The 21,769-nt window shown below is 56.6% G+C and carries 19 protein-coding genes; 10 read left to right on the plus strand and 9 right to left on the minus strand.

The features are described from left to right. Nucleotides 1-10 precede the first annotated feature (10 nt). From QSV34_RS11855 to QSV34_RS11865, 3 genes are read right to left on the minus strand one after another with little or no spacing between them, the layout of a single operon-like run. Nucleotides 11-559: a YggT family protein gene (locus QSV34_RS11855; protein WP_289154971.1), complete on the minus strand. Its 549-nt coding sequence runs from the start codon at nt 557-559 to the stop codon at nt 11-13. Then, the gene (gene proC, locus QSV34_RS11860; protein ID WP_289154973.1) at nt 559-1,404 is read right to left on the minus strand and encodes a pyrroline-5-carboxylate reductase; all 846 of its coding nucleotides are present in this window, start codon (nt 1,402-1,404) and stop codon (nt 559-561) included. Before proC ends, QSV34_RS11855 begins: the two co-directional genes overlap by 1 nt. After that, complete coding sequence (locus QSV34_RS11865; protein WP_289154975.1) at nt 1,397-2,119, minus strand: YggS family pyridoxal phosphate-dependent enzyme; 723 nt, start codon at nt 2,117-2,119, stop codon at nt 1,397-1,399. The genes proC and QSV34_RS11865 overlap by 8 nt, the downstream gene beginning before the upstream one ends. A gap of 99 nt (nt 2,120-2,218) precedes the next feature. On the opposite strand from QSV34_RS11865, the gene QSV34_RS11870 reads away from it, so the two are divergent. Together QSV34_RS11870 and QSV34_RS11875 are read left to right on the plus strand one after the other, a co-directional pair. Then, complete coding sequence (locus tag QSV34_RS11870) at nt 2,219-3,253, plus strand: type IV pilus twitching motility protein PilT (RefSeq protein ID WP_289154977.1); 1,035 nt, start codon at nt 2,219-2,221, stop codon at nt 3,251-3,253. Nucleotides 3,254-3,325: 72 nt separating this feature from the next. Further along, on the plus strand, nt 3,326-4,471 hold the full coding sequence (locus QSV34_RS11875; protein WP_289154979.1) for a PilT/PilU family type 4a pilus ATPase: 1,146 nt from the start codon (nt 3,326-3,328) through the stop codon (nt 4,469-4,471). Between the two features lie 59 nt (nt 4,472-4,530). On the opposite strand, the gene ruvX is transcribed toward QSV34_RS11875, so the two are convergent. From ruvX to QSV34_RS11900, 5 genes are all read right to left on the minus strand, one after another. Then, entirely contained in the window at nt 4,531-4,962 is a 432-nt protein-coding gene (gene ruvX, locus QSV34_RS11880) for a Holliday junction resolvase RuvX (RefSeq protein ID WP_289154980.1), read from the minus strand. Between the two features lie 3 nt (nt 4,963-4,965). Beyond that, on the minus strand, nt 4,966-5,571 hold the full coding sequence (locus QSV34_RS11885) for a YqgE/AlgH family protein (RefSeq protein ID WP_289154982.1): 606 nt from the start codon (nt 5,569-5,571) through the stop codon (nt 4,966-4,968). A gap of 95 nt (nt 5,572-5,666) precedes the next feature. Then, nucleotides 5,667-6,575, minus strand: a complete 909-nt coding sequence (locus QSV34_RS11890) for an energy transducer TonB (protein WP_289154984.1) — start codon at nt 6,573-6,575, stop codon at nt 5,667-5,669. After that, nucleotides 6,572-7,516, minus strand: coding sequence for a glutathione synthase (gshB, locus tag QSV34_RS11895; RefSeq protein ID WP_289154985.1), 945 nt, complete (start codon nt 7,514-7,516; stop codon nt 6,572-6,574). The genes QSV34_RS11890 and gshB overlap by 4 nt, the downstream gene beginning before the upstream one ends. Nucleotides 7,517-7,529: 13 nt before the next feature. Continuing rightward, the gene (locus tag QSV34_RS11900; RefSeq protein WP_289154986.1) at nt 7,530-7,838 is read right to left on the minus strand and encodes a hypothetical protein; all 309 of its coding nucleotides are present in this window, start codon (nt 7,836-7,838) and stop codon (nt 7,530-7,532) included. A gap of 13 nt (nt 7,839-7,851) precedes the next feature. Here QSV34_RS11900 and pilG point away from each other — a divergent pair, with 13 nt between their 5' ends. The 8 genes from pilG to QSV34_RS11940 all read left to right on the plus strand — a co-directional run bounded on the left by pilG (nt 7,852) and on the right by QSV34_RS11940 (nt 20,691). Beyond that, complete coding sequence (pilG, locus tag QSV34_RS11905) at nt 7,852-8,244, plus strand: twitching motility response regulator PilG (protein WP_289154988.1); 393 nt, start codon at nt 7,852-7,854, stop codon at nt 8,242-8,244. A 55-nt stretch (nt 8,245-8,299) separates the two neighbouring features. Further along, complete coding sequence (gene pilH / locus QSV34_RS11910; RefSeq protein WP_289154990.1) at nt 8,300-8,662, plus strand: twitching motility response regulator PilH; 363 nt, start codon at nt 8,300-8,302, stop codon at nt 8,660-8,662. A gap of 2 nt (nt 8,663-8,664) precedes the next feature. Further along, complete coding sequence (locus QSV34_RS11915) at nt 8,665-9,204, plus strand: chemotaxis protein CheW (RefSeq protein ID WP_289154992.1); 540 nt, start codon at nt 8,665-8,667, stop codon at nt 9,202-9,204. 81 nt (nt 9,205-9,285) lie between these two features. Beyond that, nucleotides 9,286-11,739 (plus strand): methyl-accepting chemotaxis protein, encoded by a 2,454-nt coding sequence (locus QSV34_RS11920; protein WP_289154993.1) that lies wholly within the window; start codon nt 9,286-9,288, stop codon nt 11,737-11,739. Between the two features lie 42 nt (nt 11,740-11,781). Continuing rightward, on the plus strand, nt 11,782-12,729 hold the full coding sequence (locus QSV34_RS11925) for a CheR family methyltransferase (RefSeq protein ID WP_289154995.1): 948 nt from the start codon (nt 11,782-11,784) through the stop codon (nt 12,727-12,729). Beyond that, nucleotides 12,726-18,704 carry a hybrid sensor histidine kinase/response regulator gene (locus tag QSV34_RS11930; protein WP_289154997.1) on the plus strand — a complete coding sequence of 1,993 codons (5,979 nt, stop codon included), beginning with the start codon at nt 12,726-12,728 and terminating at the stop codon, nt 18,702-18,704. Before QSV34_RS11925 ends, QSV34_RS11930 begins: the two co-directional genes overlap by 4 nt. Nucleotides 18,705-18,725: 21 nt before the next feature. Continuing rightward, nucleotides 18,726-19,202, plus strand: a complete 477-nt coding sequence (locus tag QSV34_RS11935) for a chemotaxis protein CheW (RefSeq protein ID WP_289154999.1) — start codon at nt 18,726-18,728, stop codon at nt 19,200-19,202. Between the two features lie 151 nt (nt 19,203-19,353). Beyond that, entirely contained in the window at nt 19,354-20,691 is a 1,338-nt protein-coding gene (locus QSV34_RS11940; RefSeq protein WP_502929016.1) for an L-serine ammonia-lyase, read from the plus strand. A 102-nt stretch (nt 20,692-20,793) separates the two neighbouring features. Here the strand turns inward: QSV34_RS11940 and QSV34_RS11945 are convergent, their stop codons facing one another. Beyond that, a complete protein-coding gene (locus QSV34_RS11945) occupies nt 20,794-21,765 on the minus strand; it encodes a carbon-nitrogen hydrolase family protein (protein WP_289155003.1) in 972 nt (323 codons plus the stop codon). Between the last annotated feature and the right edge of the window lie 4 nt (nt 21,766-21,769).

A 21,769-nucleotide genomic window follows, 5' to 3' on the forward strand; every position in this document is an offset into this window, starting at 1 on the left:
TTGGCTACGGTTATTGAACGCTGCTGAGCAGGGCGGAAAACAGAGGGGTAATCAGGTGTTTGTCCAGCATCCACAGGGCAAACATGGTGATCATCAAACTAAAATCCAGGCCGCCCATGGGGGGGATCAGGTTGCGTATGGGTTTGATCACCGGCTCGGCAATCTGGTGCACCAGCTGCAGACCCGGATGAGACGAGCCGGGAGCTACCCAACTGGCGATAAAGATAACAAAGAAGCTGAACAGGTAGATATTCAGTGCGGTTTCTACGCTGTAGTAAGTGCCGATCACGAACAGCCCGAGGATGCTACCGCCCCCGTATTGGAGGCCGGCGATCAGGGTTTGGATAGCCAGCAGTATCACAAAGGTGGCGGTATTAAAGCGGCCAATGGGAGGCAGCACCTTCTGCAACGGGTGCACCAGCGGCGCGGTAAAACGGGCAATCATTTGCGAAATGGGGTTGTAAAAATCAGCCTGGGCCAACTGCAACAGCAGCCGAGCGCCTAGCAGGTAGCAGTAAAAGCCGCCAATAAAACTGATTATGTCAGTTACAAAAGCCATTAGTTGATATCCGTTGGGTTCTCTTTATTTTCTGCCGCCATTTCACGGCCCCGGTCACGGGCGCCGGTCATGCCTTTGCGAATGGTATCTGCAAGCCCCTCTTGAAGGAAGGTGGTAATGGCGCGGTCGGTGGTGCCGTTTTTGGAGGTGACCCGGCGGCGCAATTCCGCGGGATCGTGTTCTCCTTGCGCCGCCATGCGAGCCGCACCCAGAGCGGTCTGGATGGTGAGGCGGCGGGCGGTGCCTGCGTCCAGTCCCAGCTCGGTGGCGGCCTTCTCCATCAGTTCCATCAACAGGAAGTAATAAGCGGGGCCGCTGCCGGAAACGGCGGTAACGGCGTCCATCAGCTGTTCGTCTGCCACCCATTCGGCAATGCCCACCGCCTGCAACAGCTGTTGCGCTTGCTGGCGTTGCTCAGCGCTGACTTTGGTGTTGGCATAAAGCCCGGTGGCTCCGGTGTGCAGCGCCGATGGGGTGTTGGGCATACAGCGCACGATGGCGCGGTTTCCACCAAGCCATTTGTCCATCAGTTGTGTGGTGATGCCTGCTGCCACAGAAATGATCAATGGCTGGTGATCCAGGGCATCCGCCAATAACTCACAGGTGTCACGCATCATTTGCGGCTTGACGGCCAGCACCAGTACGTCGGCCCATGCAGTCAGGTCGCGGTTGTCGGTGGTGCAGTCGATACCAAAGGTGTCCTGTACCTGTGCTGCACTGGCCTGGCTGCGGGTGCTGGCGCGCACGTTGTTTGCTGGGTGGCCGTGTGCCAATAGCCCGCCAATCAGGCTGCCTGCCATATTGCCGGCGCCAATAAAGGCGATACGTGAGTTGGTGTCAGTCATTGTGGTGTTGTTTTCCGGGCTCTCTTTTTCCAAACACGTCCGTACCAATGCGCACCATGGTTGAGCCGGCGGCAATGGCGGCGTCCATATCCCCGGACATGCCCATGGAAAGGGTGTCCAGATGATGTTGATCGGGCAGTTGGCGGCGCAGATTATCCAGCAGTTGTGCCAGCCTGGCAAAGGTTTGGCGTTGTTGCTGAGGGTCGTTGTCGGGGGCGGGAATCGCCATCAGGCCACGCAATCGCAGGTTGCCCAATGGTGCGACAGCGGCGGCCAGCTCGGGCAGTTGCTGCGGAGATATGCCGGATTTGCTGGCTTCGCCGTCAATATTTACCTGCAGGCAGATATTCAGCGGCGACAGCGCCGAGGGCCGCTGGTCGTTGAGGCGGCGCGCCACCTTGATTCGCTCGATTGTGTGAACCCAGTCAAAGTTTTCTGCCGCCAGACGGGTTTTATTGCTCTGCAGCGGGCCGATAAAATGCCAGTGAATGCCTTTGCCGTGCAGCTGTTGAACCTTTTCCAGTGCTTCCTGCAGGTAATTTTCGCCAAAGTGGCGTTGGCCTGCCTGCCAGGCGGCTTCAATGGCGCTCACCGGTTTGGTCTTGCTGACGGCCACCAGGGTGATCTCCTGAGGAGCGCGACCGGCAGCCGCCGATGAGTCGGCAATACGTTGCTGCACAGCGTTCAGATTGGCGCTGATTGAGGTTACATTCATGGTGGCATGGGGCATATACTAGAGCGACGTTATGCATTCTAATGCAATCGCTCACAAAGCCCCACAGTAATAATAATTAGCAACAAACAGGACGTATGGATGGATATTACCGAGCTGCTGGCATTCAGTGTTAAACAGGGTGCCTCCGACCTGCACATTTCAGCCGGGTTGCCGCCGATGATTCGCATTGACGGCGACATTCGCCGCATCAACCTGCCCCCCATGGATCACCGCCAGGTACATGCCCTGGTGTATGAGATCATGAACGACAAACAACGGCGGGATTTCGAAGAGTTTCTGGAAACCGACTTCTCCTTTGAAGTCCCCGGTGTGGCGCGCTTCCGGGTGAACGCCTTTAACCAGAACCGCGGTGCCGGTGCAGTGTTCCGTACCATTCCCTCCCGGGTTCTGACGATGGAAGACTTGGGCTTTGGGCAGATATTTCGGGATCTATCCATGCTGCCCCGCGGCCTGGTGCTGGTGACCGGCCCCACCGGTTCCGGTAAAAGTACCACTCTGGCGGCGATGGTGGATTACGTTAACGAGAATCGCTATCAGCATATCCTCACGGTGGAAGACCCCATCGAATTTGTGCACGAGAGTAAAAAGTGCCTGGTGAACCAGCGCGAGGTGCACAAAGACACCCACGGTTTTAACGAGGCGTTGCGTTCTGCCCTGCGGGAAGACCCGGATGTGATTCTGGTGGGTGAGCTTCGTGACCTGGAAACCATTCGCCTGGCGCTGACCGCAGCGGAAACCGGCCACCTGGTATTTGGCACCCTGCACACCAACTCCGCGGCCAAGACCATCGACCGGATTATCGACGTATTCCCAGCGGCGGAAAAATCCATGGTGCGCGCCATGTTGTCGGAATCCCTGCAGGCGGTAATCGCCCAGACGCTGATGAAGAAAATTGGTGGCGGCCGGGTGGCGGCTCACGAAATCATGGTGGGTACCCCCGCTATTCGTAACCTGATTCGCGAGGACAAAGTGGCGCAGATGTACTCCGCCATCCAGACCGGCGGCGCCTTGGGTATGCAGACCATGGATCAGTGTCTGCACAAACTGATTGCACAGAAAGTGATTACCAAAGAACAGGCGCGGGAGAAAGCCAAGATACCGGATGATTTCTAAAGATCGTCGCAATACGCTTGCGATGACAGATGTAAACCAAAATAACAACAAACTGGATTACAGGGTGGAACCATGGACTTCGACAAACTGCTAAAACTGATGGTGGAAAAAAAGGCATCGGACCTGTTTATAACCGCCGGTGTGCCCCCCTGTGTGAAAGTGAACGGTCAGTTAATGCCGGTAAATTCTGGTCCCATGAGCCCGGAGAAAGCCCGTGAGGCGGTGCTGTCGGTGATGGACAATGACCAGCGCAAGGAGTTTATGCGCACCAAGGAGCTCAACTTTGCCATCAGTTCTACCGGTCTCGGACGCTTCCGCGTCAGTGCTTTTTACCAGCGCAACCACGTGGGCATGGTGCTGCGTCGCATCGAAACCAAAATTCCATCCTTTGAAGATTTACATCTACCACCGATTCTGGCGGATCTGGCTGGTACCAAACGCGGCATCATTATTTTTGTGGGCGCCACCGGTACGGGTAAATCCACCTCGCTGGCGTCGATGATTGGCTACCGCAACAACAACAGCAAAGGTCATATCATCACCATCGAAGACCCCATCGAATTTGTCCACCAGCATCGCGGTTGCATTGTTACCCAGCGGGAAGTGGGGGTGGACACCGAGTCTTTTGAAGTGGCCTTGAAGAATACCCTGCGACAGGCGCCAGATGTGATTTTGATTGGTGAGATTCGCTCTCGGGAAACCATGGAGCACGCGGTGACATTCGCCGAAACCGGCCACCTGGTAATGGCCACCCTGCACGCCAATAATGCCAACCAGGCGCTGGATCGCATTCTTCACTTCTTCCCGGAAGATCGTCATTCGCAATTGTGGATGGATCTGTCCCTGAACATGAAAGCCATGGTGGCCCAGCAGCTGATTCCTACTGCCGACGGTAGTGGTCGCCGTGCCGCCATTGAGATATTGATCAACACCCCGCTGGTGAGTGACCTGATTCGCAAGGGTGACGTACACAAAATCAAGGAAGTGATGACCAACTCTACGGAGCAGGGCATGCAGACCTTCGACCAGGCCCTTTACCGCCTGTATGACCAGGGTATTATCTCCTACGAAGATGCCCTCAGCCACGCGGACTCGAAGAACGACCTGCGCCTGATGATCAAACTGCAGTCAGAAACCGATGCCAACTACCTGTCCAATGCTGCCGATGATTTGCAGGTGGAGGAAGAGCAGGAAATGGATCCGTTTCGGAATTTTTAGATTCGGTTGCGAGTTACGGGTTGCGTGTTTCGCGTAACCCGAAACCCGAAACGGTTTTTTTAAGGCTCCTTACCGCAGTCTGGCTCCCCTAGCCAACTCTCCATAATCAACTGTGCTGCAATTGCATCCACGGGTTCATCCCGGTAGCTTGCTCTGTGCCCTGCCATGGATTTGGCTTCTTGGGTGGTCAGTCTTTCATCCACCATCAATACTCGCGTGCCAAAGCGGCCGTGCAGGCGGCGGGCAAATTTTCTGGCGCGAACGGCAAATTCACTTTCGCTGCCGTCCATGTTCAGTGGCAACCCCACCAATACCAATTCCGGCTGCCATTCATCCAACAGCTTTTTCAAGTCGTCCCAGTTGGGGGTGCCGTCTTTGGCGCGTAGCTCGGTGAGCGGGCGGGCGCTGCAAGTGATGGTTTGGCCCACGGCGACGCCGATGGAGCGGGTGCCGTAGTCGAAGGCGAGCAGGGTTTTAACGGCAGCTAACATTTTTTAAGCGCGGCCAAAGCTGTGGCTGAGGTGTTGAAGGTTCACACCAATAGAAGCCGCTGCGGCCCTATTGCGCTCGGCAAACGGAGTGCGAAAGATGATTTCGGAGTCGGCAGGTACTGTAAGCCAGGCGTTGTCGGCGATTTCCTGCTCCAGTTGGCCGGCGCCCCAACCCGCGTAGCCCAGTACCACCAGCGCGTCGCTGGGGCCATTGCCCGCCGCCATATCGGCGATGATGTCGCGGGAGGCGGTCAGGCTCACTTGCGGGGAAACTTTCATGGTGGATTCCCAGCTTTGATCGTCACCGGTGTGCAGTACAAAACCGCGCTCAACACTTACTGGGCCGCCGGAAAGCAGTGGTTGGCTGTCCAGGGGGCTGCTGCTGTCCAGTTGCATCTGCTCGAACACTGTGCTGAGTGGAACGTCCATGGGGCGGTTGATCACCAGGCCCATGGCGCCCTCTTTGCTGTGGTCGCAAATGTACACCAATGCTTCGGAAAAATTGCCGTCCGCCATGGCGGGCATGGCGATCAGAAAGTGGTCGCGCAGGCTGCCGCTGCGAACTTCTTCGCTGGGAGGGATCAGGCTGGATGTGCGTTTGGGCTTCATGGTGGTAAGTATTGGGCCCCGGTGGTGGGATTTCAATAGTCCGTGGTTAGACGTTTGACGTTGGATGTTCGACGAAGTGGGTTCGAAGTGAACGTCTAACTGTCAGTTTTTAGCTGATTGCCCGCAATAAACTGCCAAGTGCGAATGATTTCGAACTTGTCCCACTCTTTCAGCTCGCTGGGGAATGGGTCAAAAGGGCCAGCCTGGCGCACGATGCGGATGGCGGCCTGGTCGAGAATTGCCTGGCCGGAACTCTGCAGTATTTCAATACTTTCCACGTCGCCGTCTGGCAACAGGGTAACTGCCAGACGCAGGTTGCCAAAGATACCCCGGCGGCGGGCTTCTTCCGGGTAGAAGCGGTTGCCGGTTTGTTCGATGCGTTGCACCCAGTAATGCATATATGCGGCTTCGTTGGCAGAGCGAGTGCTGGCGGCAGTGAGCCGGTTGATGCGCGGCATACGGCTGTATTCCTGGCGCTGCTGATCGAGGCGCGCCTGCAGGCTGGCCAGCTCCTGACGGGTTGCCTGGTCGAAGTTTTCGGCTTGTTCGCCAGTGTCCTGCTCTGCTCGTTCGGCGCTGGGGGTGCTGCGGTCACTGGCAGCGGTGGTGGTCAGTAGTGCCGTGGCTTCGGCGTGGCGACGCTGTTGCGGGGTGGCGGCGACAGGTTCGGTTTCCTGCACTGCCGGTGCTGGCAGAGGCGATTGCCGGTCAGTGGTGATCTGGGCTTTGTCAGACTGGTCACCACTGCCCTGTTGGTTGTGCTGGGCCAGGTAGTCCGCCTCTTCGGGCTGCTGTTCCGTGTTGTGTTGCGCCAGCGTCACTTCCAGTGTGGGCGCCGGTGGGCTCGACAGGGCAATGGTGAAGCCGATGCCAAAGATAATCAGCGCGTGTACCGCAATGGCCAGAAACAGGGCGAAGCCCAGCTGGTCGCCGCCGCTGTCGACGGGTATCTGCGCCTGCTCCACATTGTGAAAGCTGTTTTTTTCCGCGGCTGGATTGCTCAAAGCTTTTTCTCAATGACATCCATTAATTGGCCGGCAATATCAGAACCGCTGTCGCGATCAATTTCCTGAATGCAGGTGGGGCTGGTGACGTTGATTTCGGTGAGATAGTCGCCGATCACATCCAGGCCCACAAACAGTAGGCCGCGCTTTTTCAGCTCTGGCCCTACCTGTTCGGCAATCCAGCGGTCCCGGTCACTCAAAGGTTGCACGACTCCGCTGCCACCGGCTGCCAGGTTGCCGCGCAGTTCCCCCTGGCTGGGAATGCGCGCCAGGCAGTGGGGCATGGGTTCACCATCCACCATCAGGATGCGTTTGTCACCGGCTTTGATTTCCGAGATATAGCGCTGCGCCATGATGGTTTGCTGGCCGTAGTTGGTGAGGGTTTCGATAATCACGCTGAGGTTGGAGTCGTCGCCCTTGACGCGAAAAATGGCCGAGCCACCCATGCCATCCAGAGGCTTGTAAATGGTGTCACCGTGCTCCCGGTGAAAGGCCTTCAGCTGTTGCTCGTCACTACTCACCAGCAGCGGCGGGGTGCATTCGGGAAACAGAGTGGCGAACACCTTCTCGTTGCAGTCCCGCAGGCTCTGGGGTTTGTTAACGACTAGCACGCCGTCGCGCTCGGCGGCTTCCAGAATGTAGCTGGAATAAATGTACTCGCTGTTAAAGGGCGGGTCTTTGCGCATCAGCACCGTATTAAGGGTATTCAACGGGCGAATTTGCGGCTCCCCCAACTGGTAGAAATTGTCCGGGTCGGCAAATACCTGAAGCGGGCGCATACGAGCCGTGGCAACGCTGTTGTCCAGAGCGAGATCTCCCTGTTCCATGTACCAGAGATCCCAGCCCTTGCGACTGGCGGCCAGCATCATGGCCAGAGTAGTGTCTTTGCGGTAGTTGATGGTGTGGATCGGATCCATGATCACGCCGAGCTGTATAGTCATACTGATACCTGTATCACGTTTTGGCAGTAGGAAGTTCGTATGATAACGGTGTTTGACGGTCATTCATGTTGTGACAAGGTGCCGCCAAGGCCAGAAACATGGCGATAAAGGTAAGTGGTTGGCGGTTGTCTGGCAACTGAAATTGATGTTTTTGTGACCCTGAGCTGAAAGGAGTCATCAACGGGTGTAAAAATGGTTTTTCAACGGCGTACTTTCGATCAAGTCCGCGATAGTATGTGCCGATAAAGTGTGTTACAAAAGCCGCGTTGGCAAAGGGGCTGGAACCCGCCGCCAGCGGCAAAAAAATAAATAATCCAATCAATGGTGTTGTAGTTATGGAAGAGAGTCGCAAAGACCTCAAGGTGATGGTGATTGACGACAGTAACACCATCCGCCGTACAGCGGAGACGCTGCTGTCCAAAACCGGTTGTGATGTGATTACCGCAGTAGACGGTTTTGACTCCCTGTCAAAAATTGCCGACTGTCAGCCCGATGTTATTTTCGTGGATATCATGATGCCCAGACTGGACGGTTACCAGACCTGCGCGCTCATCAAAAACAACAGTCAGTTCCGCCACACGCCAGTGATTATGCTGTCGAGCAAGGACGGGCTGTTTGACAAGGCCAAGGGGCGTATCGTCGGTGCCGACGATTACCTCACCAAGCCATTCAGCAAGAACGAATTATTTGAGGCGTTGGATCGCTACGCGCAACCGCAAACTGCGTGATCGCGCACCCGCTACCCGACCCTCAAAACATAATAACTAAGGGGTTATTTCCGTTATGGCAAAAGTGTTAATCGTAGACGACTCTCCCACCGAGACTCACAAGCTCACCACCATGTTGTCCAAAGGTGGTCACAGCGTGTTGTCCGCAGAGTCTGGCGAACTGGGGATTGAAATGGCCCGTCAGGAGCAGCCAGATGTGGTGCTGATGGATATTGTGATGCCAGGGCTCAACGGCTTTCAGGCCACCCGGCAACTTACACGCGGTGAGGAAACCAGTCATATTCCGGTGATTATTGTCACTACCAAAGACCAGCAGACCGATCGGGTGTGGGGCGCGCGCCAGGGCGCCAGCGCCTACCTGGCCAAACCCGTCAATGAAAAGAGCCTGATTCAGGCCATTAACGACGTGGTGGCCTGACCGTGGGATTGCGCGCCTCCTCCGCATTTCAAACCCTGGTGGCACTGGATACCTACTGCCGCCAGAGCGACCGCCGCCTGCCCAGCGAAGACCAGGTAGTACCCACCGTGTCGGTGGTGTGCTTCGCCCTGCAAGGGCAACAATTTGCGGTGCCTTTCAGCGACATTGTCGAATTACTTGAAGTACCAGCCTGCACTCGCCTGCCGCGGGTACAGAGCTGGGTGCGCGGGGTGGCCAATGTCCGTGGTCGCCTGTTGCCAATTATCGACCTGGCGGAATTTGCCGGTTCCCGGTTAACCACCGCCCCCAAACAGCAGCGGGTGCTGGTGATGGATATGCACGGGGTATTTGCCGGTTTACAGGTGGATGAAGTGCTGGGTATGCGCCACTTCCCGGTGGATACCTTTGTGGAAGAGGTGGACGACTGCGGTGCCATTTCCCCCTATCTGGAAGGCGGTTACCGGGATGGCGACAAAGTGTGGGGCGTATTTCGGCCCCTGCGGCTGGTGAGCGATGTACGCTTTCTAAGCGTTACCGCCTGACAAAATATCTAAACAAACACTGAAACAAAGCAACGACACAATAATAAACAGAACATCAGATTTATTTCACGGAGAAATACCATGATTAGCGGTGCCAAAAAGGCAAAATTCAGCGGCCTGCAACTGTTACTGGCGATCTTGCTGGTGGCGGTGCTGGGATTCGTCGCCTACAACGTGTGGATAGTAATTCAGGACTCCGCGCGGGACAGTGATAACCGTGAGAAAGTGGGCGAGCTGCGCTCGTTATCTTCAGCATTGGCAGGGCCATTGCGGGAAGCCACCAGTGGTAACCGGGAAGCGTTCGATACCTTGTCGGGCCAGGTGGCCAGCATCGACAGTACCTGGTCACAGCTGAAAGCGGAATTGTCTGCCGAGGCGCAAATGGCGGGCACTGCCCTTGCCAATATGGAGCGCAGCTGGGGTGCGGTAAAAAGCAATACCGAAGTGATCCTCAACGACAAAGACACTATTTTGCTGCTCAATGAAGTGGCCGCCAACCTCAATGACACCCTGCCAGCGCTGCAGGAAAAGCACGTGGAAGTGGTGGACCTGCTGATCAGCGGTGGCTCTCCCCGCGACCAGATTGCCAACGCCCAGGAGCAGGCTTGGCTGGCGGAGCGTATCGGCCGAAATGTCGACAAGATGCTCGCCGGCGGTGCTGCGTCAGAAGCCGCTGCCGACCAATTTAACCAGGACGCCCGCAAGTTTGGTGTGGTGCTTAATGGTCTGTTAAAAGGCGACACCGCCATGGCCATCAGCCGTGTGGCCAACCGCAATGCCCGCGCCAGCCTGGATGAAGTGAACAAGCAGTTTGAATTTGTCAGCGGCCAGGTGGAAGAAATCTACAATGCCACACCGGTGCTGTTTGCTGCCCGTAAAGCCAGTGAAGCGGTACTCAATGAGTCCGGCAACCTGGTTAATGAAATCAACATATTGGGCGACACTATTAACGGCCTGCAGGGCGAACGCCAACTCAACCAGCAAACCGCGTTGTTAGGCGGTGGCTTGGCGATTGTCCTGGTGATCTTGATGATTGTTCAGTCTCTGGTGGCTACCCGCCGTCGCTCGCTGGAAACTGCAGAAGAAAACGACCGCAACCAGAATGCTCTGATTCGCCTGCTGGATGAAATCGGTGACTTGGGTGAAGGTGATCTGACGGCGGAGGCCACAGTAACGGAAGACTTTACCGGCGCCATTGCCGACTCCATTAACTACGCTATTGACCAGCTGCGCACCCTGGTGGCGCGCATTCAGGATTCCGCGGAAAACGTAAATGCCTCCGCCAGTGAAACCCGTGCCACGGCACTCCAGTTATCGGAAGCCTCCGAACATCAGGCGCAGGAAATTATTGGCGCCTCTGCGGCCATTAACGAAATGGCGGTCACCATTGATCAGGTATCCACCAACGCTTCCGAATCCGCTGTGGTGGCAGAGCGCTCGGTATCCATCGCCAAGAAAGGCGGTGAGGTGGTACGGGATACCATCGATGGCATGGACACCATTCGCGAGCAGATTCAGGACACCTCCAAACGAATCAAGCGCCTGGGTGAGTCGTCACAGGAAATTGGCGATATTGTTAGCCTGATTAACGAAATTGCCGACCAGACCAACATCCTCGCCTTGAACGCCGCCATTCAGGCGTCCATGGCCGGTGAAGCTGGTCGCGGTTTTGCGGTGGTTGCGGACGAGGTACAGGGCCTGGCGGAACGCTCCGCAGCGGCCACCAAACAGATCGCCTCGCTGGTAAAAACCATTCAGACCGACACCAACGAAGCGGTGAGCTCCATGGAATCCACCACTACCGAAGTGGTGAAGGGTGCTGATCTGGCTCACAACGCCGGTGTGGCACTGGAAGAAATTGAAAACGTATCTGCCGACCTGGCGGAATTGATTCAGGACATCTCCTCGGCGGCGCGCCAGCAGGCGAAAACCGCCAGCCATGTGTCCGGCACTATGAACGTGATTCAGGAAATTTCCTCGCAAACCCTGTCCGGTACCACCACCACCGCATCCTCGGTTGGTGAACTGGCGGAGATGGCGGTAGACATGCGTGAGTCAGTGAGTGGTTTCAAACTGCCAGGGCAGCTTTCCTCTGCGTCAGTGGCTGCAGCCAATGACTTTGGCGACGTGCAACAGGCCGAGCACGAAGAACTTGCTGAAGACGATGCACTGCTGGGCAATGAGGACTTTGACCGCCACCCGGAAGAATTCGCCGGCTTTAAGCCGCGTTTTGCGGAGGACTCTGAACAGCCTCAAAATGATGAGTCACAGCCCACTGACGAGCTGGTTGCCATGGCAGAAGACATTGCCGACACCCTGGCGGAAGACGATGCCAGTGAGCCAGTTGAAGCAGAAGCTACAGAAGGCAGTGATCTTGATGGCCTTGATATTGCCGCCGATACGGATTATCTGGCCAATGGCGACAGCGACCTTGATCTGGACGCAGACCTGGATGGAGAGCAACCGGTAGACGACCAGGACTTTATCGTCGAACTGGATGGCGATCTGGAAGACGACAAAGAGCGTCGTTACTAACTTTTATTATTGGTACTGGCCACTTCCATGGCGGTGAACTCAATGATGTCGACCAGCAGTGTGCAGAGCACTCGCAGCGGTTTTGACCACCGCCAGGCGCAGCTGTGGCAGCAACTGCTGGAGCGCCGCACCGGCGTACGTGCGGCCAGCCTGAACCTCGATTGGCTGGCAGCGGGCATCGGTGAATTGGCCGATGAGCTGGGTTTTACTGACACCATGGATTACTACCGGCAACTGGCCTGTGGCGGGGACAACCACCCGCAATGGACACGACTGCTGGATCGAATTCTGGTGCGTGATACCCGCTTTCTGCGCCACCGCGAATCCATGAATGCGGTGGGCCGGATTTGGCAGGACTATCAAAATGAGCGCCAACAAAACCACCAGAAGAATAATTCCGGCAGCAGCTTTACCGCCTGGAGCGTGGGTTGCTCCAGCGGTGAAGAAACCTACTCCCTGGCGTTGGTTCTTGCCGACAACTGCCTCGATCACCAGGTAAGCTACGGTGTGATCGGTATGGATATCAGCGCTCAGGCCATCGCTACTGCTCGCAATGGTATCTACTCCTCAGCGCAGTTGGCGGCCCTGAGCCAGCGTCAGAGAGACCACTATTTTCAGTGCCGTAAGAACGGTGACTACCAGGTAGGCGAGCAGTTGCGTCGCCGCACCTGTTTTATTCGCGGCAATGTACTACAGGTGGCGGCAGACAGTTCGCAGCATATCCCGCAAATGCAAGGTGCGGATTTGATTTACTGCCAAAACCTGCTGCCCTATTTTCGCCGCTGGCAACGCCAGCAACTGGTGGCCGGTCTGGCTGCCAATCTGAAGCCCGGTGGCCACCTGATTGTTGGCCCCGGAGAATTGGCTAACTGGCAACCGCCGCATACAGAACGCGTGGCGGAACCGGCAGTACAAATGTATCGGCGCAACACATGTATCAGCGCAAGCGCAGGGGTTTCACACCCGGCGCCAATGAGGATTCGTAAGTGAACAGAGAAAACGGCAGTCTGCACAGCCTGGATTGGTTGGTTGACGAAATTGAAGCATCGTTAAAACAGGCCTACGAGTCCCTGGATGCTTACCTCAAAGACCCCAGCGATGAGCCGCAGATCCGCTTTTGCCAGAGCAGTATCCACCAGGTGCATGGCACCCTGAAAATCACCGAATGCCACGGTGCGATTCTGTTGGCAGAAGAAATGGAAGAACTGGTCAGTGGCTTGCTGGAAAACCGCATCAGCAACGTAACGGAAGCCAGCGAAGTGTTGGTGCAGGCTTCCCTGAAACTGCCTCAGTACATCCGCCAGGTGAGCAGCAGTGGCAGTGACCAGCCCGCCACCCTGATTTCCCTGATCAACGACCTGCGCGCAGTGCGTGGCAAGCCGCTGTTATCTGAGGGTTCGTTGTTTTCACCCCATATGGATATCAGTGATATCGGCACCGGAGGAAACAGCAGTACCCTGCCAAACAACGACGCATTTGTAGAGCTGGTCAAAAAGCTACGCCAGATGTACCAGGTGGCGTTGTTGGGGTTGATTCGCGGTGCCGACCGGGACAAGAACCTGGGTTACATCAACCGGGTGTTCAGCCGCCTCAGTGAGCTCAGCAAAGGCACCGCCCAATACCAGTTGTGGCGGGTCGCTCTTGCGGTACAGGAAGGCATCAGCCACCACAGTATTCCCACTTCGTCAGCGGTGACTTCGCTGCTGCGTGGTCTGGATCGGGAAATTCGCCAGTTGCAGCAGCACGGAGTTTCCTCCCTGGAGCGGGAAGTGCCCCAGGGTTTGCTGAAAAACCTGCTCTACTACGTGGCGTTCAGCAACGCCAGCACTGACCGCATTCTTGAAGTGACCGAGGCATTCCGCCTGCGGGAGGCCTTGCCTGCGGGTTCTTTTGGCGGCGAAGGCTCATTGACGCCGTCGTTCGATGCCGATGCGGTACGCGCCATCGCCACCGCATTGCTGGAAGAAGTGAATAACGCCAAGGAAATGGTGACCCGCTATCAGCTGGAAGGCGGCCTGGATGGCAGCATGATTGGCCAGCTGTGTGAAATCTTTACACGTATGTCTGACTCCCTGGCGTTTGTTGGTCAAACCCGCCTCTCGGAGCCCTTGGACGAATTGCAGCAGCGCATGCAGGAAGTGAGCGATCGCTCCGACACCATGAATGTGGTACTGCTGGGTGATATCGCCAACCATCTGGTGGATATCGAATCCGCTCTGGTGGCATGGGGCAGTTCTGGTGGCCAGATAGAATCGGCGGAAAACCAGGCCAATATGGAATTGCACCGGGCTCGCGAAGCCCTGCTGCGGGAAACCCGCAACGGTCTGGAAAAAGTCAAAGACAGTATTGTCGAGTACATCTCCTCACAGTGGGACAAACACTTCCTGGAGCACGCTCCGCAACTGCTCACCGAAGTGCGTGGCGCACTGGAGATGATGTCTCTGGAACGCCCGGCAAAAGTGCTGGATAAATCCTGCCGCTACATTCAGGAAAAGCTGTTGTCCGACGCCTCCATTCCCGACTGGAGAACCCTCGATAGCCTGGCGGATGCCATTACCAGTATTGAGTATTACCTGGATGGCTGTGTCGGTGTGTCCGGAGAGGAAACTCCCGACGCCATTTCCATACTGACCATGGCAGAAAACAGCGCGGCCCTGTTGCACGGCGAAGAGCCAGTGGCTGAGGCCACCGAAGAGCTGACGTTGTTAGACGATAGCAGTCAGCTGCTTGGCGAGGAGCCGGAGTCCGCAGCGGGCGACGTAAATGAAGTATTGGTTGCTCAGGCCGCGGAGCAAGCGGCACAGGAAACTGACAGCGATATCGACGAAGAAATTATCGAAATTTTTGTGGAAGAGGCGGGCGAAGTACTGGATATGCTGCGCGAGCAGCTGCCGAACTGGCAGGCCAATCCCACCACTGGCGACGAACTCGGCGATATTCGCCGTGGTTTCCACACTCTCAAGGGCAGTGGTCGCATGGTAGAGGCCATGCGTGTCGGCGAGCTGGCCTGGTCCGTTGAATACATGCTCAACCGGGTGATCGATAACCTGATTCCGCTGAGCTCCGACATCCCGGTGCTGGTGGGGCAGGCGGTAAAACTGCTACCCACCATGGTGAGCAACTTCGAACAGCGTCAGGAAGAAGACAACAGCGCGGAAATCGATCAGCTGATTGCCAACGCCAATGCGGTGGCTCATTGTCAGGCGGTGGATTTGTCCAGCATCGACAGCGCCGATAACGAAGACGCCCTGCCCATTGACGATGAAGTGGAAGTGCTGGCTGCAACTGACGCAACTGAGGTGGATGCGGCGACAACGGACGATAGCGAAACAGAAGAACTGGACTTGGTTGACAACAGCCCGGCCGAAGATGAAAGCGGTGAGCTGCTGTCGATTTTTGTCAACGAAACCCGTCGCCACCTGGAAGATGTTTCCCTGTTCCTCACCGAAATCCAGCAATTGGCGCCCCATTACGGGTTGCCCACCCCTGGTTTGTTGCGGGCCTTGCACACTCTCAAGGGCAGCGCCCTGATGGCGGAAGTGGCGCCGGTGTCGCAATTGATGGAGCCCTTGGAAGGCTTAGTCAAAGACCTCTACAACTTCCAGCAAGCGGTGGATTGGCCTCTGGTGCAGCTGCTTACGGATAGCGTTACGGTGCTGCAAAATGCGTTGCCAGTGCTGGAATCCGGCGACCAGCACAGTGCCATCGAAGGCAGTGACGAACTGCTGGTACGTATTGATGAATCCCGCCAACGCCTGCTGCCGATGGTTGCCAGCGAGCAGCCGGAAGACGATGTTGACGACGACAGCTTTGCCGATGCACTGGCTGAACATGAGTCTGTAGAAAGCCTGGTTGACGAGACAGAAGAGCCGTCCATCAGCGAACAGGCGCAGCAGGAATTTGCTGAGCATCTGCGCCCATTGATCGCGCTGATGACCGATGGCCTGGACCAGTTGATGGATGCCGAAACCCTGTTTGCCAACTGGCGCGACAGCGGCGAGCAGCCTTCTCTGGACACTTTGGTGGAAGAATACGACCAGCTCGGTCATGCCGCGGCCAAGGCCGAGGAGCCAGCACTGGCGCAATTGGCTGCGAAAGTGGCGGACACCTTACAGGTGGTGGATATGTCAGCGGTTGCTGATCCCCAGGCGGTGGTGACTACCCTGGCTGGTGCCCACGACAAGTTGCTGGTAATGATTGATGCCCTCGCCGCTGGCCAACAGATGCCGGAAGCGGACGAAGAAGTCACCAGTCTGGAATTGTTGGCCAGCGACCTGCACCACCAGGCAGCGCAATCCGAAGTAGACGCGGCTGACGATACTGTTAAGGAAGAAGTGGTTCAGGAAGAAACTGTTCATGAGGAAACTGCTCAGGAAGACGCTTCACAGGAAAGTGTCGAACAGGACGACGACACTGAACTGCCCATCGAGGCGGTTGCAGAAGACGTTGCTGAACTCATGGATCAGCAGGAGGAGCCACACGATCAGCTTGAAGACGTCGAGGATGCAGAACCAACAGAGGTTCTGGAAGACGAGCAGACAGATGAGTTGGAATCCGCTGAGCAGTCTGACAGTGAAACAACCCAAGCCGATGAGGCAACCGGTCAAGAGCCAGAGCCTGCACACAGCGAGCTGGTAGCGGAAGCGCCACTGGCCTTTATTCCCCCGGTTGCCGTAACGGATAGCAGCGATGAAGACCAGTTTGACCTGGAAGTGCTGGCCATCTTTATGGAGGAGACGGGCGAGCTGTTGGAGACCATTGATAACTCCGTGTACAGCTGGCGTGAAGAACCACATATCAGCACCTGGCCGGATGAAATCAAGCGTGCCCTGCACACCTTCAAAGGTGGCGCCCGCATGGCTGCCCAGGATGAGCTGGGCGACCTGAGCCACAACTTCGAGAGCTGGCTGATCGAGTCGGAGCATCGCGCTGGCGGTGACGACGGCTTCTTTGACGAATTGCAGCAACGCCTGGACCAACTGCATGCCGGTGTGCGCCAGTTGGCTGTGTCGGTTTCCGGCAGTCAGGTGGCGCAAAGCGATACCGCGGAAAACGCCGCGCCGGTGGCTGCGGATCTGGGCAAGGTGCCACTACCGCAACTGTTGGCAGACAGTGACATCAAGGCGCCGGAAGAAATGGTCAAGGTGAGCGCCACCCTGCTGGATAACCTGGTGAATATGGCGGGGGAAACCAGTATCTCCCGCGGTCGGGTAGAGCAGCAGATCAGCTCCTTTGGTTTCGCTCTGGAGGAAATGAATACCACTATTCGCCGCCTCCAGGATCAGGTGCGCCGCTTGGGTATCGAAACTGAGGCGCAGATTATTTTCCGCCGCGAGCAGATTGAATCCGCCGGCAGCGACGAAGAATTTGACCCCCTGGAAATGGACCGTTACTCCAAGTTGCAGCAGCTGTCACGCTCGCTGATGGAGTCCGCTTCTGACCTGCAGGACTTGAAAACCACCTTGGGTCAGAATGCCAAGGAAACTGAAAACCTGTTGGTGCAACAGGGCCGCATTAACACGGATTTGCAAGAAGGGTTGATGCGCTCGCGGATGGTGCCTTTCAGTCGTCTGGTGCCGCGCCTGCGCCGTATTGTGCGCCAGGTGAGTGCCGAGCTGGACAAGCAGGTGGAACTGCAGCTGCTCAATGTGGAAGGGGAGATGGATCGCTCGGTGCTGGAAAAAATGCTGCCGGCTCTCGACCATATGCTGCGCAACGCCATTGACCACGGCATAGAAAGCGGTGAAGACCGCAGCGGCGTGGGTAAGTCGGAGCGCGGTACCATCAGCATCGATCTGGCCCGCGAGGGCGGCGATATTATTATCAAGCTGGCGGACGATGGTCGCGGCCTGAATATCGATGCTATTCGCAAGCAGGCCATCAAGCAGGGTTTGATGGCTCACGAATCCAACCTCAGCGATCATGAGGTGGTGCAGTTTATTCTCGAGCCCGGTTTCTCCACGTCGGAAACGGTTTCCCACATTTCCGGCCGCGGTGTTGGCCTGGATGTGGTCAACGCCGAAGTGCGCCAATTGGGTGGTGCCATCGCCATTCGTTCCCAACAGGGGCAGGGTACTGAATTCCAGGTGCGCTTGCCGTTTACAGTTTCCATCAACCGCGCCCTGATGATCGAGATTGGCGACGACAGCTACGCGCTGCCGCTGACCTCCATCGACGGCGTGGTGCGGTTGTCGCCGCAACAACTGGAAAACTTCTACAGCAACCCGCAACTGCGCTACGAATACGGTGGCTCGGAATACAGCGTGCGCCACCTGGGCTCACTGCTGCAAGAGGGTGCCGCACCGCGCATCAGCGCCGAAGAACAGGCCATACCGCTGGTGTTGGTGCGCTCTGAACAACAGTGCTACGCCGTGCAGGTGGATCGTCTGGTGGGCAGTAGCGAAATTGTGGTGAAAACCCTGGGCGCCCAGTTCAGTACGGTGCCGGGGCTGTCCGGTGCCACGGTGCTGGGTGATGGCCGGGTAGTGGTGATTCTCGACCTGCTGGCGCTGCTGCGCACTCAGAAGTCCTCTGCCCTGGCGAAAGTACAGTGGGTGGAAGACGCCGAGGCGGCCGCCGCCCGATCCAGCGTACCCATGGTGATGGTGGTGGATGACTCGGTGACCGTGCGCAAGGTCACCAGCCGTTTCCTGGAGCGGGAAGGCTTCCAGGTGCTCACCGCCAAAGATGGTGCCGACGCCATGCTGTTGCTGCGTGAGCACGACCCGGATGTGATGTTGCTGGATATCGAAATGCCCCGTATGGATGGCTTTGAAGTGGCGAGCCGGGTGCGCTCCATGGGCCGCTTTAAAAACCTGCCCATCATCATGATTACGTCGCGTACCGGTGACAAACACCGCGAGCGGGCACTGTCCCTGGGCGTTAATCACTATCTGGGTAAACCCTATCGGGAAGAAGACCTGCGCGATGCCATCGACGAATTGCTGACCGCAGAGGTCGAGTAGAACCGGTAACGAGAAATGAGCATGAATCAACTAGTCCATACCCCCCAGCAACTGGCGTCCTTTGTGGATAGCCTGCTGATTCCCATTACCGGTACCACGTTGCTGTTGCCGGTATCCGCTGTGTCGGAAGTGATGGATGACATCCAGCTGCAAACCGCGGATGACCTGCCAGCCTGGTTGTATGGCACCGGGGCCTGGCGGGAGCATCAACTGCAAGTGATTTGCTATGAAGCATTGGTAGGGGCGGAGAAACCCGCTATTACGGAGCAAAGTCGCCTGGCAGTGCTTAAGGCCGCAGACGAAAACAGCGAGTTTGAATACTACGGTATTGTCACCCAGGGTTACCCGCGCAGTGCCCGGGTAACACCCACCAGCGATTTTCGCGCTCAGGGTAATGAGCCGGATGAAAACGGCGTACTGATGTACGCTACTTTGGACGACCAGGCGGTAATCATGCCGGATCTGGCAGAGATTGAGCAGCGCTTGCAGCAGTTGTAGACAAAAACCTACTGTCGGCGACATACTGGGGCTATCGGTTGATAGCCCTTTTTCTTTGCCGTTATTTCAGGATCAATAAACTATGGCCACCAGCGTATTTGATATTTTTAAAATCGGCATTGGCCCGTCCAGTTCGCATACTGTCGGCCCTATGCGTGCCGCCGCAACTTTTGCTGCTTGTCTCGAAGAAAGCGGCTTGCTGAGCCAGGTGGCCCGTGTCAAATCCGAACTCTACGGCTCGCTTGGGGCAACCGGCAAAGGCCACGGTTCCCACAAAGCGGTGCTGTTGGGGCTGGAAGGGGAAGACCCGGAAACTGTGGATGTGGACAGCATTGCCGAGCGGGTAGCAAACATTCGCGAACAACAGAGTATGAAACTGTTGGACAAACAGGCCGTGACCTTTAACGACGAAACTGATTTGTTGCTTCATCGCCGCGAATCACTGCCGTATCACGCCAATGGTATGAAGTTTACCGCCTACGGCAGCGACCAACAGGTACTGGATGCCCGTGTTTACTACTCGGTGGGCGGCGGTTTTGTGGTGGATGAAAATGCTGCCTCAGAAGAAGGGCGCATTATTGAGGACAGCACAGTACAACCTCACCCCTTTAAAACCGGTGAGCAGCTTTTGCAAATGTCTGCGGACAGTGGCTTTTCGATCAGCAAACTGATGCTGGAAAACGAAAAAGTCTGGCGCAGCGAACAACAGATACGAACCGAGCTGCTCAACATCTGGCGGGTGATGGACAGCTGTATTGATCGCGGCTTTCAAACCGAAGGTATGCTGCCCGGAGGTTTGAAAGTAAAGCGCCGGGCCCCCCAGCTGTATCGCCAGCTCTCCAGCAGTAGCAACGATCTGAATAATGACGCTATGGTCAGTATGGATTGGGTCAGCGTTTACGCCTTGGCGGTCAATGAAGAAAACGCCGGCGGTGGCCGGGTAGTGACCGCCCCCACCAACGGTGCTGCCGGCATCATTCCCGCCGTACTGCGTTACTTCCACCACTTTTGCGATAGCAGCAAAAGTGACGATCTGATTGTGAAATTCCTGCTCACCGCCGCGGCCATCGGAATCTTGTACAAAGAAAACGCCTCCATCAGTGGTGCCGAAGTGGGCTGCCAGGGCGAAGTGGGTTCTGCCTGCTCGATGGCTGCCGGTGCACTCACCGAAGTGTTGGGTGGCACCCCGGAACAAGTGGAAAACGCCGCCGAAATTGCCATGGAGCACAACCTTGGCCTCACCTGCGATCCCATTGGTGGCCTGGTGCAAGTGCCCTGTATTGAGCGAAACGCCATGGCCGCCATCAAAGCCATCAGCGCCTCGCGCATGGCCCTGCGCGGCGACGGCAAACATTTTGTGTCCCTGGATAAAGTGATCAAAACCATGCGCGACACCGGCCGTGATATGCAGGATAAATATAAAGAGACCGCCCGCGGCGGATTGGCAGTAAATGTGATTGAAGTGCCGGTGAATATTGTTGAGTGTTGATAATTAGCCTAGATTTGATATTCCCGCGGACTTGATACGGTTGACGGCAGAACTGAAGAGCGAGCTATGAGTCAGGCTGCCTGATTGTGCAGCCGTTTCCGTTTAATCGTTACCTTCTGAATCTTTAAATAAAACCGTGCACTGCCGTTGGCGATTGACGCTCAGTTGCGTGACATCCGGCCGCGAGTAGTGGCCTGCCGGATCAAAATTTTGCCGTTCTTCCAGCACTCTGTTGTGATCAATAGTGGCTACGTACACGCCCTCGGTGCCCACCTGGGGTTCGATCACCCAGCTGCCGTCTGGCGCTGCGATGCAGGAGCCGCCATTGGCCAGTAGAGGGCCGCCTCCGCTGGTAATCTCTTCCAGGTAAGGTGTATCTATGGGGAAGTCCTCGACTTTCATCAAACTGGATGCAGAGAGCACGTAGGAGCGCCCTTCCTGGGCGATAAACCGGGTAATGTTTTCTGTGTTGTGATCTCCGCCGGGCCAGATGGCGACGTGGAGGTTTTCTCCCTGGGCATACAGCGCGGCCCGCGGTAAAGGCATCCAGTTCTCCCAGCAGTTCAATGCGCCCAAAGTAAACGGCCCCAAAGGATGCGTGCGCAGGCCGTGGCCATCACCGGGTGACCAGGTCAGGCGTTCTTCATAAGTAGGCATCAATTTGCGGTGGACGTTTTGAATGACGCCGTTGGTGTCTATATACACCAGTGAGCAATACAGGCTGTGGCTGCCACGATCGGCGGGGCGTTCAGCGATGCCAAGGATCACAGAGATCTGTTGTTGCCGGGCTAACTGGCAAACCGGTTCCAGATGACCCGCTTCGATATCCACGGCCTGTTGCAGATAGTGCGCGTGAATCTGCTTTTGCATCGAGGAGTTAAATACGGCGCCTCCTGTGCGTTCCAACCAGAAAGGGTAGCCGGGAAGCAGTGCCTCGCCAAAGGCAATCAGTTGAGCGCCCTTATCGGCGGCCTCACTGATGGCGGCGAGAATCTTTTCAACGGTTTTTTCGCGGTCGAGCCATACAGGGGAAATTTGCCCCAGTGCCACGGTGAGTTCGCTGCTGTGGGTCATGGTG

The organism is Porticoccus sp. W117 (assembly GCF_030341905.1).
Taxonomy (GTDB): Bacteria; Pseudomonadota; Gammaproteobacteria; order Pseudomonadales; family Porticoccaceae; genus SCSIO-12696.